The following is a 16,541-nucleotide window of genomic DNA, read 5'->3' as shown; positions in this document are numbered from 1 at the left end:
GGAGAGCGCAATGACCAGTGAATCCGCACGCGTTAAAAGTCCCACCCTCAAGCGCGCGTTAATGAGTGACCTGCTGCAAACCGTCGGCATCCTGCCGATTCTGATCCTGATCGTGGCGGTATTTGGCTTTGTCACGCCGAACTTCTTTACCGAGGGCAATCTGCTCAACATTACGCGTCAGGCCTCGATCAACATCGTGCTGGCGGCGGGCATGACCTTTGTCATTCTCACTGGCGGCATTGATTTGTCGGTGGGATCGATGCTCGGTACCACGGCGGTGGTGGCGATGGCGGTTTCGCTCGATCCGGCGTTTGCGTCACTGACGATTCCGGCGGCGTTAGGTGCCGGGCTGATTATGGGGTTGTTCAACGGCATTCTGGTGGCGTGGGCAGGGCTGCCGCCCTTTATTGTCACGCTCGGCACCTACACCGCGATGCGCGGCGCGGCTTATCTGCTGGCGAACGGCACCACGGTGATCAACTCCGACATCAACTTTGAGTGGATAGGCAACGGCTATCTCGGGCCGGTGCCGTGGCTGATCATTATTGCCTTTGCGGTGATTGCGCTGTGCTGGTTCATTCTGCGCCGCACCACCTTGGGTGTGCACATTTACGCCGTCGGCGGCAACGTGCAGGCGGCGCGGCTGACCGGCATCAAAGTTAGCGTGGTGCTGCTGTTTGTCTACGCCATGAGCGGTTTGCTGTCGGGGCTGGCCGGATTGATGAGCGCCTCGCGGCTCTACAGCGCCAACGGCAATCTTGGCGTCGGTTACGAGCTGGATGCAATAGCGGCGGTGATCCTCGGTGGCACCAGCTTTGTCGGCGGCATCGGCACCATCACCGGCACGCTGATTGGTGCACTGATTATCGCCACGCTGAATAACGGCATGACGCTGATGGGCGTCTCCTATTTCTGGCAGTTAGTGATTAAGGGCGCGGTGATCATTATCGCGGTGTTAATCGATAAGTACCGGACGCGGCATCACGTGGGTTGAGTTGTATTGTGCTGGCTGTTTCAGACTGTGCTGGCTGTCCCCCATCCCGGCCTTCCCCCACAAGTGGGGGAAGGAGATGCTGCCACATGCAGCTTCCACACTCACATTTTGCAGCATCTTCCTCCCCCACTTGTGGGGGAGGACCGAGGAGGGGGACACCGAGCACACCCCTCCATAAAAACCAAAAAGCAGGAGAACATCGACTATGCGTTTTAATCCGATTCTAACCGGACTGCTGGCGGCTACGCTTCTGAGCGCGCCATTGGTGCAGGCCAAAGAGCTGAAATCCATTGGTGTGACCGTCGGCGATCTCGCCAACCCGTTCTTCGTGCAGATCACCAAAGGTGCGGAGCTAAAGGCGCGCGAACTGGCGGGCGACAAGGTCAACGTGACGCTGGTCTCCAGCGGCTACGATCTCGGCCAGCAGGTGGGGCAGATTGATAATTTCATCGCCGCCAAAGTGGACATGATCATCCTCAACGCTGCCGATTCCAAAGGCATTGCACCCGCGGTAAAACGTGCGCGTGATGCCGGGATTGTGGTGGTAGCGGTCGACGTGGCGGCAGACGGCGCCAATGCGACCATCACCTCCGACAACACCGCCGCCGGTGCCATGGCCTGTAAATACATCTCCGACCGCCTGAAGGCCAAAGGCAACGTGGTGATCATTAACGGACCGCCGGTTTCTGCGGTGCAGAACCGTGTCGAAGGCTGCATGACCGAGCTGAAGACCCATCCGGACATCAAGCTGCTCTCCTACAACCAGAACGCCAAAGGCAGCCGCGAAGGTGGCCTGGAAGTGATGACCGGCCTGCTGTCGGCCAATCCGAAGATTGATGCGGTGTTTGCGATTAACGATCCCACGGCGATTGGTGCCGATCTGGCGGCGAAACAGGCGCAGCGTAATGAGTTCTTTATTGTCGGCGTCGATGGATCGCCAGACGGCGAAGAGGCGCTGAAACGCAAAGGCTCGCTGTTTGTGGCCACGCCCGCGCAGGATCCGCAGGTGATGGCGGCGAAAGCGGTGGAGATCGGTTATGACATCCTGCAGGGCAAGCCTGCGCCGGATAAGCCGGTGCTGATCCCGGTGACGATGATCGATCGCAACAGCGTCAGCGGCTACAAGGGCTGGACGGTGAAGTAAGTAGCCGCTGTCCCTCACCCTAACCCTCTCCCATAAATGGGCGAGGGAACAAATCGCTCCCTCGCCCGCTTGCGGGAGAGGGCCAGCGTGTAAAGGAGGAGACAATGCAACGCTCAGAAGTGAATGCGATCTTACAACGCACCCGCGAATTCTTTATGCGTCAGGATGTGCATCTGCCGCCGTGGGCCGATTACGGCCTCAGCCAGTGGCGCGCGTTAGATAAACATGACGCCGATGAACTGCTGGCGCTGCATCTTGGCTGGGATGTCACCAGCTTCGGCGCTGACGATTTCAATCAAACCGGTTTAACCCTGTTCACACTGCGCAACGGTTCGCGGGGTGGTCAGCCGTGGACCAAGCCTTACGCCGAAAAAATCATGCATGTGCGCGAAGGGCAGGTCACGCCGATGCATTATCACCCGCAAAAGATGGAAGACATTATTAATCGCGGCGGCGGCAATCTGATCGTCACGCTGCATAACCGTGCGGGCAATCAGTTGGCCGAGACGGCAGTAAATGTCACGCTCGATGGCATCCGGCAAACCCACGCCGCCGGTTCGCAGCTGCGTTTATCGCCGGGCGAAAGCGTCACCTTGCTGCCGGGCATCTGGCACAGCTTTTGGGGCGAAGAGGGCTACGGCGACGTGCTGGTGGGTGAAGTCTCAATGCCCAACGATGACGAACATGACAACGTGTTTCTCACGCCGCTGGCGCGCTTCAATCCGCTTGATGAAGATGAAGCACCACGCTGGCTGCTGTGTAACGAATATCACCGCTGGCTGGCCTAAAGGAGCCTGATATGGCACTGATTTCACTGGCGCAGGGTTTGGCCCATGCGCAACAGAACGGCTACGCGCTCGGCGCGTTTAACGTCCTCGACACCCACTTCCTGCGCGCGCTCTACCAGGCGGCTGAGCGGCAGCGATCGCCGTTTATTATCAGCATCGCCGAAGTGCATTTTAAGTATGTCAGCCTCGAACATCTGGTCGCCGCTGTGCGCACCGAAGCGGTGCTGCACGATATTCCGGTGGTGCTGCATCTCGATCACGGCCTGCATTTTGAGGCGGTGATGCAGGCGATTCGCCTTGGTTTCACCTCGGTCATGTTCGATGGCTCGACGCTCAGCTACGAGGAGAACGTCCGCCAGACGCGCGAAGTGGTGAAGATGTGTCACGCGCTCGGCGTGTCGGTGGAAGCCGAACTCGGTGCGGTGGGTGGCGATGAAGGCGGTGCGCTGTTTGGCGAGGCCGACAGCGATAAATTTACCGATCCGGCGCAGGCCGCTGATTTTGTGCAATCCACCGGCATTGATTGCCTCGCGGTGGCGATTGGCAATGCGCACGGGAAATACAAAGGCGAGCCCAAACTCGACTTCGACCGGCTGGCAGAGATTCGCACCACGGCCGGCATTCCGCTGGTGCTGCATGGCGGTTCCGGCATTAGCGATGCGGATTTCCGCCGCGCTGTCAGCCTTGGCATCAACAAAATCAACTTCTATACCGGCATGTCGCAGGCGGCGCTCGGGGCAATTGAAGCGCAGATCGCCCAGCGCGATGCGCGCTACGACTCCTTTGCCGAGTTGCTGATGGCGGTGGAGCGCGACATCGCCAACGTGGTGGCGCAGCAGATGCAGGTATTTGGCAGCGCCGGGAGGGCATAACCGCATGGTGCGTAACGGAATCATCGGTGCCGGCAGCATGCTGGTGGATCACGTGCAGCGCATCAGCCACTGGCCGGAACAAGGCTGGTTAACGGAGATTCAGCACAGCGAGAAGTGCAGCGGCGGCGCGGCGCTCAACGTGCTGTTTACGCTGGCGCGCATGCAGCTGAATCTGCCGCTGGCGGGCGTCGGCATGGTGGGCGAGGACAGCGACGGCGATTACATCCTGCAACTGCTGGACGACCATCACATCGACCGCCACTTTGTGCAGCGCACCGCGAGCATCAACACGGCGATGACGCAGGTGATGACCACGCCGGACGGCCAGCGCACCTTCTTCCATGCACGCGGTGCCAATGGCAAGCTCGATCTGGCGCACTTTGCGGACGTCTCCACATCGCATCGCATCTTCCATCTCGGTTATCTGCTGCTGCTGGATAGCCTTGATGTGCCGGACGACCAATACGGCACGCGCAGCGCACGGCTGCTGGCGCAGATGCAGCAGCGCGGCTATCTCACCTCACTCGATTTGGTGTCGCGCGTGGGCGAATATCGACCGCTGGTGGTGCCCGCGTTGCGCTGGCTCGATTATCTGGTGATTAACGAGCTGGAGGCACAATCGCTCACCGGCGTAAGTTTGCGCTCGCCACACGGGCTTGCCGCACCTGGCGCTTTTGCCGAGGCGGCGACCTGGCTGCTGCAGCAAGGTGTACGTCAGCGCGTGGTGATTCATGCCCCAGAAGGCGCGTGGGGCCAGCAAGCGGACGGCGAGGGGCGCTGGCAACCGGCGTGGTGCTTAGCGCCAGAAGAGATCGTTGGCAGCGTTGGCGCGGGCGATGCGTTTTGTGCCGGTGTGCTCTATGCCAGCCATGAAGGCTGGTCATTGACGGAAACGCTGAAGCTGGCGCACACCTGCGCCTGTTTTAATCTGCATGCAGCAAACGCGCTGGACGGCACGCGGCCATTAGCCGAGATGCAGCGCTGGATGGATCAGGCGATTTGCGTTTCGCGCGCCGAAGAGGCAGGACGCATCACGTCGGCGGAGAAAACATAGCCGAGACCGCGAATGGTGCGGATCAGGCTCGGTTGATGCGGGTTGATTTCTATCTTGCGTCGCAGCCGCATAATCAGCACATCAATGGTGCGATCAAACACTTCAAGGCTTTCGCTGTGCGTCAGCTCGAGCAGCTGATCGCGGGTTAATACTTTTCGCGCATGCGCCACCAGCGCGCGCAGCAGCGTGTATTCACCTTGCGTTAGCGGCACGCTTTCGCGTTGTGGATTGAACAGCTGGCAGCGCGCATCGTCGAGACGCCAGCCGTTAAATTGCCAGCCTTCATCCGCTAACGCTTCCGGCTGTGCTAGCCGTCCGCAGCGCCGCAGTGCAGCGCGTGCCCGAGCCACCACCACGCGCGGGTTGAACGGCTTGGCGATGTAATCATCCGCGCCCATCTCCAGTCCTACCACCATATCTGCTTCCGAACCCATGCCGGTCAACATGATCACCAGCAGGTCGGGACGCTGCCGCTGCATCTGTTGCAGCACCAGCAAGCCGTTGGTGTCTGGCAGCATCATATCCAGCATTACCAGCGAAATTTCCGGGTGCAGCGCCAGCAGAGCCAGCGCATCTTTACCCTGATGGCAGCAATAAACGGTAAACACATGTTCATTCAACACATCGTGCAGTAATTCACACACTGCACGATCATCATCGACCACCAGAATCGCGGGCTTCATGGATGCGCCTCTTTTGTTACGAAAGGGTTAAAAGCAGTGTAACCCGATGTTTTTTAGCTGCTGATTAAGGCAACAGAAACGTGAGCGCCATCGCCTGGCAGAGTGCGGAAGCGTGCTGTGCCGCACTCTTTTTGCCAAATGTTCGTGAGCAGGGAAAACGATTGCGCGGCGCTGGTGCAATGCACCATAATCGCGCCTCATTCTGGTTCGGAATTATCCTAAGCGAAGTATTATTCGGAAACGTAATCGATTGCGTAGGGTGATGGCATAGCTATTGCTATGTGGACAGGGGAAGGTTAAACGCCTTGCGTCCAATACAACAATAAGTCTGTAAACCACATTGGCAAGGAGCGCGCGCATTCGTGCCGACTCCGCTCATGAGAGATGATGATGTTAGAAAAACTCTTCAAACTAAAAGCGCACAACACAACGGTTCGCACAGAAATCATTGCGGGTATCACCACCTTCCTGGCAATGGCTTACATCCTGTTTGTTAACCCGAGCATTCTCGGTGCAACCGGCATGGATAAAGGTGCGGTCTTCGTGGCGACCTGTCTGGCGGCAGCGATTGGCTGTGTGTTAATGGGCCTGATCGCTAACTATCCGATTGCACTCGCACCGGGCATGGGCCTCAACGCCTTCTTCACCTATACCGTGGTGCTGCATATGGGTTACACGTGGCAAGTCGCGCTGGGCGCGGTGTTCTTGTCGGCGGTGATCTTCTTTGCCATGTCGCTTTTCAAAATTCGTGAGTGGATTATCAACAGCATTCCGCTGCCGCTGCGTGCCGGTATTGGTGCCGGTATCGGCCTGTTCCTGGCGATTATCGCGCTGGAAGGCGCGGGTATCGTGGTAGATAACCCGGCTACGCTGGTTGGCCTGGGCGACCTGACCAAACCGGGCCCGCTGCTGGCGCTGCTCGGCTTCTTCATCATTGTGGTGCTGGAAGCGCGTCGCGTTACCGGCGCAGTGCTGATCGGTATTTTGGTGGTGACGTTCATTTCTATGGGCATTGGCCTGACGCCGTTTGGCGGCGTGTTCTCTGCTCCGCCATCCATCGCCCCGACCTTTATGCAGCTGGACATCGCCGGTGCCTTTAACGTCGGTTTGGTGAGCGTGATCTTCGCCTTCCTGTTCGTGGATGTGTTCGATAACACCGGCACCTTGCTGGGTGTGACCAAGCGCGCCGGTCTGGCGGATGAGCAGGGCAACGTGCCGAAAATGGGCCGTGCGTTGATCGCAGACAGCGCCGCCGCGCTGTTCGGCTCGCTGCTTGGTACTTCAACTACCACCAGCTATGTGGAATCTGCTGCCGGCGTCAGCGCCGGTGGCCGCACCGGCCTGACGGCGATTGTGGTGGCGATTCTGTTCCTGCTGAGCCTGTTCTTCTCGCCGCTGGCGGGCAGCGTACCGATTTATGCCACCGCGCCAGCACTGCTGTTTGTTGCGGTGCTGATGGCGTCTGGCCTGGCGGATATTGACTGGAAAGACATCACCACCGCCGCGCCGGTAACCGTGACTGCGCTGACCATGCCGCTGACCTACTCGATCGCCAACGGTATTGCGTTCGGCTTCATCACCTGGACGGTGGTGAAACTGCTGAGCGGCCGCACCAAAGAGGTCAACCCGGCGCTGATCATTCTGTCGATTCTGTTTGTCATCAAACTGGGCTGGCTGAGCGCGTAAATCTCACTTAACGGAAGCCCGCTCGGGCTTCCGTGTCTGCTGTTGCATTCCTTCGCTTATTTTCTGCGTGACACCTCTCAATCCTTTTTGATGCTCACTTTCCTTCCATCTCAAAACGGCCCAGGCTATGCGTGTTGTTTAAATCTGCCCGCAAAAAATGTGCTGCGAATGGCGGGATCGTGGAATGTTAACGCTGCGCAAATCTGTTTCACTAACGGTGTGGTGGAGAGATTGAGCAGCGCGATGGAAGAGGATTCGGTGATGGATTACCCCATTAGCACGGCAACTCGAGTGTTCCCACCGCGTATTTTTGACGTTGGTAACAAAGGAGATCATCAAATGGAACAACTCAGCAAACGGGTTGAACAGCTGGAAAAAACCACGCAGCAGATTCAGACGGATGTTGCTGTGCTAACGGCGCGTTCAGAACATTTTGCTACTAAAGCGGATATCGAAAAGGTCAGGGCTGAGCAGGGTGTCATGCGGGTAGAGATTTTGGGTGAGCTGGGGGCGCTTGAACAACGTATCGATAAAAAGTTTGAGCGCATGGAAGACAAATTCGATAAAAAGTTCGAAAAAATAGATGAGAAGTTCGAAAGGATAGATGAAAAGTTTGAAAGGATAGATGAGAAGTTCGAAAGAGTTGATCAAAGATTTAACCAGCTCGAGGATAAAATATCTGCCTTCAATAACAGCATAACCTGGAAAATCATGATCCCGACCGGCCTTCTGGTGCTGGCGTGGTTTGTTCAGAATATCGTTTTGAAAATGTCATGACGCGCTTTGATGCACTGTTCCGGCCCTTCATGGGCCGGAACTCATCATGATTACCTAAACGGCGGCTCGTTGAAGGTTCTCAGCTTCCTTGAATGCAGCTTATCGCCTTCAGCTCGCAGCAGTTCGACCGCGCAGATGCCAATCTGCAGGTGCTCGGAGATTGCGCCTTCATAGAAGCGGTTTGCCTGACCCGGTAGCTTGATCTCGCCATGCAGCGGTTTATCGGATACGCACAGCAAGGTGCCGTAAGGCACTCGGAAGCGATAACCTTGCGCGGCGATGGTGGCGCTCTCCATATCAACCGCAACGGCGCGGCTCAGGTTGAAGCGCAGCGCTGAAGCGGAGTAGCGCAGCTCCCAGTTACGGTCATCGGTGGTGACCACGGTGCCGGTGCGCAGGCGCTGTTTAACCTCTTCACCGGGCATACCGCTGACCGCTTTGGTGGCGTCATACAGTGCGCGCTGCACTTCGGCGATGCTCGGGATTGGGATATCTGGCGGCAGTACGCTATCCAGTACGTGGTCGTCGCGCAGGTAGGCATGCGCCAGCACATAATCGCCGATGGTCTGGCTTTCGCGCAGTCCACCGCAGTGGCCAATCATCAGCCAGGCGTGCGGACGAATCACCGCCAGATGGTCACAGATGGTTTTGGCATTGGATGGACCAACGCCAATGTTCACCAGCGTAATGCCGCGACGATTTGGTGATGTCAGGTGCCAGGCGGGCATTTGGTGCTTCTTCCACGCCAGATCGGACATCATCGCCGTCGGGTCTTGAGTATCGGCGGTGATCACCACTTCACCGGCGCAGGCAAGGCTGTCATACGGCGTGGTGGGATCTTGCACCTGCTCAATCGCCCAGCGTACGAACTCATCGACGTAGCGCGTGTAGTTGGTAAACAGCACGAACGGCTGAAAGTGCTCGACGCCGGTGCCGGTGTAGTGGCGCAGGCGTGCCAGTGAGAAATCGGTGCGCAGTGCGTCAAAGTGCGACAGCGGGAAAATCGCATTGGCGTGGAACAGGCCATCGGCGGTTTCATCACCGATCTGCGACAGTTCGGTGGTCGGGAAATGGCGTGCGATGCTGGCGCTCATTGAGCGGTCCAGTGACAAACCGTCAATCACATAAGGATAAGGAATTTCCTGCTGTGAAGGCGCGACCTCAATCAGCACGTCGTACTCTTTCTCCAGCATCTGCAGCTGCTCGCTGAGATAGTGGCGCAGCAGCGCCGGGCGCGTGATGGTGGTGCTGTAGCTGCCGGTATGGGTAAAACGTCCCCACGCGCGGGTGCGATTTTTCTGCGGGCCTTCGCCCAGCCAGGTGATGCGCAGCTGCGGATAAACAAACAGCCCTTGCTGGCGCGAGGCGTCATCCGGCAACTGTCCGCTGGCGGTGAAATCGCGAATGGCGTTGCGCAGCGCGTCAACGGCTGCATCGTACAGGCGTTCTAATTCGTCCAGCGCTTGCTGGCTGCTCAATCCGTTCCGTTGTGTATTCATGGGTTCTCCTTCAGGAAACGTGGACCGTTTTCACCAGAGCATAGCGGATAAACCCTGCGCGACGATGAAGAATCTGTGATCGACCGCATTCTGCACCATCACGGTGCTGGTGCGTGGCGTAAGCGCGGCTATGTTTATGATCAGCAGGGATGTTACATCGCGTGTCTCCTGTTCTGGAGCGATGCCCGAGTAATAAATCGTCCACCTTAGCGGTATTGGCGAGCTTATTGCTTAGTTTTCAACCGTGGCCTAAATGTAGCTAGACCGTTCTTAAAGTAGGTCGCCATGAATGGCGACCCTACGGGGTTATGGCCGCACACTGTTCTGCCAAAGTTTCAGAAATTGATTTCTCCCAGGCCGTGGTATGGCTCCGTTCCTGACCCGTTGAGGATTGAAAGCATGTCTTTGAAATTCATAAAACACCCAATGAAGGTGGCGATTGCAGGTTGTTTAAGCGTGGCCTTTTACGCTCAGGCAGATATTAAGATTGGTGTGGCCGGTCCGTTCTCTGGGCCTAATGCGACGTATGGCGCGCAATACTGGAAAGGCGCAAGCCAGGCTGCGGAGGATATCAATGCGGCGGGCGGCATCAACGGTGAGAAAATCGTGCTGGTGCAGGGCGATGACGCTTGTGAACCGAAACAGGCGGTATCCGTCGCTAACCGTCTGGTCGATCAGGACAAGGTAATGGCGGTGGTCGGCCACTTCTGCTCTTCATCCACCATGCCCGCCTCGGAAGTCTATGATGAGGCCGGCGTTTTGGCGATCACGCCCGGATCAACCAACCCGAAAATTACCGAACGCGGCATGAAAACCATGTTCCGCATGTGTGGTCGTGATGATCAGCAGGGCGCCATCGCTGCGGATTACATCATCGACAAGCTCAAAGCGAAGAAAGTGGTCATCATTCATGACAAAGACACTTACGGCCAGGGTTTAGCGGATGCCACCAAAGCCTCACTTGAGAAGCGTGGCGTGAAAGAAGTGCTGTATGAAGGGTTGTCGCGCGGTGAGAAGGATTTCAATGCGCTGGTGACGAAAATCGGCGCGCTGAAACCGGACGTGGTCTATTTCGGCGGCTGTCATCCGGAAGCCGGTCCGCTGGTGCGTCAGATGCGTGAGCAGGGCGTTAATGCCGCCTTCTTCTCCGGCGACTGCATCGTGACTGAAGAGATGGTGACGGCCGCTGGCGGCCCGCAATACACCAAAGGCGTCTACATGACCTTCGGCAACGACCCGCGCACCATCGCCGATGGCAAAGCGGTCATCGACAAATTCCGCGCCAGCGGATTTGAGCCAGAAGGTTACACCCTGTATGCCTACGCTTCCGTGCAGACGCTGGCCGCCGCTTACAAAGCGGCAGGGAAAGACAACGCCAAGGCCAGCGACTGGCTGAAAGCCAACAGCGTCGATACCGTTATGGGCAAAAAAGCCTGGGACAGTAAAGGCGATCTCAAGGTGTCGGATTACGTCGTGTATCAATGGGACGACAAAGGCAAATATCACCAGCTGTAATGTGCCACGCGGCCCCGCACAGTGCGGGGCCATTCGCGATTGAGCGCGAGGTGTGCGCTCCCATTGAGTACGAGACGACATTATGGACGCCTTCTTCTTACAGCAGCTGATCAACGGTTTAACGCTCGGTGCCGTGTATGGCTTGATCGCCATCGGCTACACCATGGTTTATGGCATCATCGGCATGATCAACTTTGCCCACGGCGAGGTGTATATGATCTCCGCCTATCTGTGTGCCATTGGCTTATCGCTACTCAGCTTTTTCGGCATTCACTCCTTCCCGCTACTGATATTCGGCACCTTAATCTTCACCATTATTGTCACCTCGGCTTACGGCTGGGCGATTGAGCGTATCGCCTATCGGCCGCTGCGCAACTCGACGCGCCTCGCGCCGCTGATTTCAGCGATCGGCATGTCGCTGATTTTGCAAAACTACGTACAGCTCAGCCAGGGGCCAAATCAGCAGGGCATTCCGACGCTGTTGACCGGCGTGCTGCGCATGGAATTTGATGGTGGCGTGGTGCAAATCACCTGGACCAAAATCTTCATCCTGATCGCGGCGTTTTGCGGCATGGCGCTGCTGACCTGGATTATCCAGTACACCAAACTCGGGCGCATTTGCCGCGCGGTGCAGCAGGATCGGCGCATGGCTTCCATCCTTGGTATCAATACCGATCGCGTTATCTCGCTGGTGTTTGTGATTGGTGCGGCGATGGCGGGATTGGCTGGCGTGCTGGTGACCATGAATTACGGCACCTTTGATTTTTACGCCGGATTTATCATTGGCATCAAAGCGTTCACCGCCGCAGTGCTCGGCGGCATCGGTTCACTGCCGGGCGCGATGCTTGGAGGATTATTGCTGGGCGTTGCGGAAGCGCAGTTCGCCGGGATGGTGAATTCTGACTACAAAGATGTGTTCTCGTTTTCGCTGCTGGTGGTGATTTTGATCTTCCGCCCGCAAGGACTGCTGGGACGACCGCTGGTCGCTAAAGTGTGAGGAAGCCCTGATGAATGCAATGATGCAAAATCCGGTGCGCCAGGCGCTGCTCGACACGCTGCTGGCGGGCTTGGTAGCGCTGGTGGTATTTGGTCCGATTGTTGGCGTGGTGCTCGACGGTTACAGCTTCAAACTGTCGCCACAGCGCGTGGCGCTGCTGGTAGCGGTGGTGATGGCAGGACGCTTGCTGTTCAGTTTGTTTCTGCACGCGCCTTTTGGTCAGCGCATCATGCGCAGGTTTGCCAGCAGCGATGACGGTGTCTACGTGCGCGAGCCTGGCTATCGTTCGCGTTTGCGCTGGATACTGCCGCTGCTGCTGATCGTGGCGCTGGCCTTTCCGTTTCTTTCCAGCAAATACCTGCTGACGGTGGCGATTCTCGGCCTGATTTATGTGCTGCTCGGGCTGGGCTTGAATATTGTGGTTGGGCTCGCCGGATTACTCGATCTCGGCTACGTCGCTTTTTATGCCATCGGTGCGTATGGCCTGGCGCTTGGCTATCAATATCTCGGATTGGGTTTCTGGAGCATGCTGCCGCTGGCGGCGCTGCTGGCGGCTTTCGCTGGCGCGCTGCTTGGGTTTCCGGTGCTGCGTATGCACGGAGATTATCTGGCGATTGTCACGCTCGGCTTTGGTGAAATCATTCGTCTGGTGCTAACCAATTGGGTCGCCTTTACCGGCGGCCCTAACGGGGTTTCCGTGCCGTCGCCGACCTTCTTTGGCCTCGAGTTTGCCCGCCGCGCGCGCGATGGCGGCGTGCCGTATCATGAGTTTCTGCACGTTACTTACAACCCGAATATGAAGTTTATCTTCATCTATGTCGTGCTGGTTCTGGTGGTGTTGCTGGTGCTGTGGATCAAGCATCGCCTGACGCGTATGCCGATTGGTCGCGCCTGGGAAGCGCTGCGTGAAGATGAGATTGCCTGCCGCGCGATGGGGCTCAATCACGTGTTAGTTAAGCTTTCAGCCTTTATGTTGGGCGCGTCAACCGCGGGCATCGCCGGGGTGTTTTTCGCCAGCTATCAGGGTTTCGTTAATCCCACCTCGTTCACCTTTTTTGAATCGGCGCTGATTCTCGCCATTGTGGTGCTCGGCGGCATGGGATCGACGCTTGGCGTGGTGCTGGCGGCGTTTGTACTGACGGTGGCACCGGAACTGCTGCGCAGCTTCGCCGAATACCGCGTGCTGCTGTTCGGCATGTTGATGGTGCTGATGATGATCTGGCGACCGCGCGGGCTGGTGCGCACCGCACGCGTTGGCGTGCCGCTGCGAAAAGGAGTGCGCCATGAGTGATGCCATCCTGCAAGTGAATAATCTGATGATGCGCTTTGGCGGCATCAAGGCGCTGAATGACGTCAGCCTGGCGGTGGAGCGCGGTTCGGTGACCTCATTAATCGGCCCCAACGGCGCGGGTAAAACCACGGTGTTTAACTGCCTGACCGGTTTTTATCGCGCTACCGGCGGACGCATTGTTCTCAATGCCAATCAGCGCAGCACCGATGTGATTCAGGTGCTGGGGCAAAAAATTCATGCGGGCGACTGGATCAATCCCACCCGGCTCGGCTCGCGGCTCTGGTACAAGATGTTTGGCGGCGCGCACCTGGTGAACCGCGCCGGGCTGGCGCGTACTTTCCAAAATATTCGGCTTTTTCGCGAGATGTCGGTGATTGAGAATCTGCTGGTGGCGCAGCATATGCAGGTCAATCGTCAGCTGCTGGCGGGCGTGCTGAACATGCGCGGCTACCGTGAAGCAGAAAATCGCGCGCTGGATCGCGCTTTTTACTGGCTGGAAAACGTTGATTTGGTCTCCAGCGCCAACCGCCTGGCGGGCACGCTCTCTTACGGCCAGCAACGGCGGCTGGAGATCGCGCGCGCCATGTGTACGCGACCTGAGCTGATTTGTCTGGATGAGCCGGCGGCTGGGCTGAATCCGGTGGAAACCGAGGCGTTGAGCGAAATTTTGCATCGCCTGCGCGCCGATCATCGCATCAGCGTGTTGCTGATTGAACACGACATGCCGATGGTGATGCGCATTTCCGATCACATTGTGGTGCTCGATCATGGCGATGTGATTGCTCAGGGCACGCCGCAGCAAATACGTCACGATCCCAAAGTGATTGCCGCCTATCTCGGCGCAGAAGAGGAGAGCGATCATGGCTGAACCGATGCTGGCATTTGAGCAGGTCGATGTGTTTTACGGTCCTTTGCAGGCGCTGAAACAGGTGTCGCTAACGGTCAATCAGGGAGAAACCGTGGCGCTGATCGGCGCTAACGGCGCGGGGAAATCCACGCTGCTGATGTCTATTTTTGGCCAGCCGCGTATTGCCAGCGGTGAGATTCGTTTGCGCGGCGAAGCGATCAGCCAGCGTTCGACGCACTTCATCGCCGCCAGCGGCATTGCGCAGGCCCCGGAAGGACGGCGCATCTTTCCTGATATGACGGTGGAAGAAAATCTGCTGATGGGCACCATCGCCATCGGCGAACGTTTTGTTAAAGAGGACAAAGAGCGCATGTATCAGCTGTTTCCCCGTCTTCTCGAGCGGCGCAAGCAGCGCGCCATGACGCTCTCCGGCGGCGAGCAGCAGATGCTGGCGATTGCCCGCGCGCTGATGAGTCGACCTAAGCTGTTGCTGCTCGACGAACCCAGCCTTGGCCTCGCGCCGATCGTGGTGAAGCAGATTTTTGGCATTCTGCGCGAGTTGACCCAACAAGGCATGACGCTGTTTCTGGTGGAGCAGAATGCCCGCCATGCGCTGCAGCTGGCGGATCGCGGCTATGTGATGGTGAACGGTGAGATTCGCCTGAGCGGCAGCGGTGCAGAGCTGCTCAATAATGATGAGGTGCGCAGCGCTTATTTGGGCGGCGCAGCCGATCCTGCGGTGGTGGCGACAAAAAGTTTGTAATAATGATTAAATGGTGAGAGGAAACACTTTGCATAATTCTCAGTGGCCTATCATCATTATTACTCTTCTTCCTCTCCAAAGTGATTTGGTAATCCCTTGCAAAATCCTGGCGTAGCAGTGATGCGGGCGGTCAGAAACACGGCGTGGTATCCCAAGCGCCGCTCTTACCGTACGTTGTTCTGGCGAGAAATCACCCCATTAGCCGTGCCCATCTTTATTGAAAACCTCTGCGTGATGCTGATGGGCGTCCTCAGTACCTTTTTGGTGAGCTGGCTGGGTAAAGAAGCGATGGCGGGCGTCGGGTTGGCCGACAGCTTCAACATGGTGATCATCTCCTTCTTTGCCGCCATCGATCTCGGCACCACGGTGGTGGTGGCGTTCAGCCTGGCAAAACGCAACGGCAAACGTGCGCGAGCCGCCACGCGACAATCGCTGGGATTGATGACCGCGCTGGCGTTTGTGCTGGTGATCGCCATCGAGTTTTGGGGGCATCTGATCATTGATGTGATTGCCGGCAGCGCCGATCCCAAAGTGAAAGAGCTGGCGCTGAGCTATCTGCAAACCTCGGCGTGGAGCTATCCTGCAGCGGCGATTGCGCTAATTGGCAGCGGCGCGCTGCGGGGTGCGGGCAATACCAAAATCCCGATGCTGATCAACGGCGGCATGAACATTCTCAACATCGTGATCAGTAGCGTGCTGATTTACGGCTGTCTGGGTTGGGAAGGTATGGGTTTTGTTGGTGCAGGATTGGGCTTAACCATCTCGCGCTATATCGGTGCGGCGGCAGCGATTTACGTGCTGTATCGCGGCATTACGCCAGCCCTGAAAATCTCCATCGCCAGCTATTTCCGGCGCTGGGACCGCAATATTCTGATGGAAGTGTTGGGCATTGGCGTGCCCGCCAGTATTGAATCGGTGCTGTTTAACGGCGGTAAGTTGCTGACGCAGATTTTTGTTGCTGGCATGGGCACCAATGAGATCGCCGGTAACTTTATCGCCTTCTCGATTGCTTCGCTGATTAACCTGCCGGGTAACGCGCTGGGATCGGCCTCGACCATTATTACCGGCCGCAGGCTGGGGCTGAATCAGGTGATGCAGGCTGAACGGCAAATCAAACACGTGTTCTGGCTGGCGATGATTGGATTGTGTTCGCTGGCGTTGATCACCGTGCCGCTCGCCGGAACACTCGCGCAGTTTTACAGCCGCGACCCGGAAGTGATTTCAGTCACCAAGCATTTGATTTGGCTTAATGCCGCCTTTATGCCGATCTGGACCGCTTCATGGGTGCTACCCGCCAGCCTGAAAGGCGCGCGCGATGCGCGTTACACCATGTATGTGTCGATGTTCAGTATGTGGGGCGCACGCGTAGTAGCCGGTTATTTCCTTGGGATTGTGCTGGGAATGGGCGTGATTGGCGTGTGGCTCGGCATGTTCCTCGACTGGACGGTGCGCGGCGTATTTTTCTGGTGGCGGCTCAACAGCGGTAAATGGCTGAACAATTATCGCAAGATGATGGCGAAGAGCAGGGGATAAACGCGTTGGGCTGGTCGCCATGAATGGCGACCCTTCGGTTGATTGCCAGAGATTTGCGGGGCGCGCATTTATGCGCACTGTAGTGGCATACTGAATTT

The 16,541-nt window shown here is 57.4% G+C and carries 15 protein-coding genes; 13 read left to right on the top strand and 2 right to left on the bottom strand.

Going from position 1 to position 16,541, the window contains the following annotated elements; genetic code table 11:
* Positions 1–10 precede the first annotated feature (10 nt).
* The 5 genes from HX773_RS19540 (at position 11) to HX773_RS19520 (ending at position 4,852) form a co-directional block, all read left to right on the top strand.
* Complete coding sequence (locus HX773_RS19540; protein ID WP_101762809.1) at positions 11–994, top strand: ribose ABC transporter permease; 984 nt, start codon at positions 11–13, stop codon at positions 992–994.
* Between the two features lie 205 nt (positions 995–1,199).
* Positions 1,200–2,138 carry an ABC transporter substrate-binding protein gene (locus HX773_RS19535; protein WP_176972906.1) on the top strand — a complete coding sequence of 313 codons (939 nt, stop codon included), beginning with the start codon at positions 1,200–1,202 and terminating at the stop codon, positions 2,136–2,138.
* Between the two features lie 104 nt (positions 2,139–2,242).
* Entirely contained in the window at positions 2,243–2,926 is a 684-nt protein-coding gene (locus tag HX773_RS19530) for a D-lyxose/D-mannose family sugar isomerase (protein ID WP_176972905.1), read from the top strand.
* 11 nt (positions 2,927–2,937) lie between these two features.
* A complete protein-coding gene (locus HX773_RS19525; RefSeq protein ID WP_176972904.1) occupies positions 2,938–3,798 on the top strand; it encodes a ketose 1,6-bisphosphate aldolase in 861 nt (286 codons plus the stop codon).
* Between the two features lie 4 nt (positions 3,799–3,802).
* On the top strand, positions 3,803–4,852 hold the full coding sequence (locus tag HX773_RS19520) for a carbohydrate kinase family protein (protein WP_176972903.1): 1,050 nt from the start codon (positions 3,803–3,805) through the stop codon (positions 4,850–4,852).
* On the opposite strand, the gene HX773_RS19515 is transcribed toward HX773_RS19520, so the two are convergent.
* Positions 4,789–5,535 carry a response regulator gene (locus HX773_RS19515; protein WP_176972902.1) on the bottom strand — a complete coding sequence of 249 codons (747 nt, stop codon included), beginning with the start codon at positions 5,533–5,535 and terminating at the stop codon, positions 4,789–4,791. The two genes, HX773_RS19520 and HX773_RS19515, sit on opposite strands and share 64 nt — an antisense overlap.
* Positions 5,536–5,922: 387 nt before the next feature.
* Here HX773_RS19515 and HX773_RS19510 point away from each other — a divergent pair, with 387 nt between their 5' ends.
* Positions 5,923–7,221: an NCS2 family permease gene (locus HX773_RS19510; protein WP_218168305.1), complete on the top strand. Its 1,299-nt coding sequence runs from the start codon at positions 5,923–5,925 to the stop codon at positions 7,219–7,221.
* A gap of 168 nt (positions 7,222–7,389) precedes the next feature.
* Entirely contained in the window at positions 7,390–7,998 is a 609-nt protein-coding gene (locus HX773_RS19505; protein WP_255433269.1) for a hypothetical protein, read from the top strand.
* 50 nt (positions 7,999–8,048) lie between these two features.
* On the opposite strand, the gene HX773_RS19500 is transcribed toward HX773_RS19505, so the two are convergent.
* Positions 8,049–9,497 carry an AMP nucleosidase gene (locus HX773_RS19500; RefSeq protein WP_176972900.1) on the bottom strand — a complete coding sequence of 483 codons (1,449 nt, stop codon included), beginning with the start codon at positions 9,495–9,497 and terminating at the stop codon, positions 8,049–8,051.
* Positions 9,498–9,896: 399 nt separating this feature from the next.
* Between HX773_RS19500 and HX773_RS19495 the strand changes: the two genes are divergently transcribed.
* The 6 genes from HX773_RS19495 (at position 9,897) to HX773_RS19470 (ending at position 16,443) form a co-directional block, all read left to right on the top strand.
* A complete protein-coding gene (locus HX773_RS19495; RefSeq protein ID WP_176972899.1) occupies positions 9,897–11,012 on the top strand; it encodes a branched-chain amino acid ABC transporter substrate-binding protein in 1,116 nt (371 codons plus the stop codon).
* An 82-nt stretch (positions 11,013–11,094) separates the two neighbouring features.
* The gene (locus tag HX773_RS19490; protein ID WP_008105462.1) at positions 11,095–12,009 is read left to right on the top strand and encodes a branched-chain amino acid ABC transporter permease; all 915 of its coding nucleotides are present in this window, start codon (positions 11,095–11,097) and stop codon (positions 12,007–12,009) included.
* 10 nt (positions 12,010–12,019) lie between these two features.
* Positions 12,020–13,300 carry a high-affinity branched-chain amino acid ABC transporter permease LivM gene (gene livM, locus HX773_RS19485; RefSeq protein WP_176972898.1) on the top strand — a complete coding sequence of 427 codons (1,281 nt, stop codon included), beginning with the start codon at positions 12,020–12,022 and terminating at the stop codon, positions 13,298–13,300.
* A complete protein-coding gene (locus HX773_RS19480) occupies positions 13,293–14,168 on the top strand; it encodes an ABC transporter ATP-binding protein (RefSeq protein ID WP_176972897.1) in 876 nt (291 codons plus the stop codon). The genes livM and HX773_RS19480 overlap by 8 nt, the downstream gene beginning before the upstream one ends.
* Positions 14,161–14,910: an ABC transporter ATP-binding protein gene (locus HX773_RS19475; RefSeq protein ID WP_061717625.1), complete on the top strand. Its 750-nt coding sequence runs from the start codon at positions 14,161–14,163 to the stop codon at positions 14,908–14,910. Before HX773_RS19480 ends, HX773_RS19475 begins: the two co-directional genes overlap by 8 nt.
* Positions 14,911–15,030: 120 nt before the next feature.
* Positions 15,031–16,443, top strand: coding sequence for an EmmdR/YeeO family multidrug/toxin efflux MATE transporter (locus HX773_RS19470; protein WP_176972896.1), 1,413 nt, complete (start codon positions 15,031–15,033; stop codon positions 16,441–16,443).
* Positions 16,444–16,541 lie beyond the last annotated feature (98 nt).

Source organism: Pantoea sp. B9002 (genome assembly GCF_013385945.1).
Lineage (GTDB): Bacteria > Pseudomonadota > Gammaproteobacteria > Enterobacterales > Enterobacteriaceae > Pantoea.
Note: the sequence above shows the minus strand (reverse complement) of the source record. Positions and strands in the feature narration are given on the sequence as shown.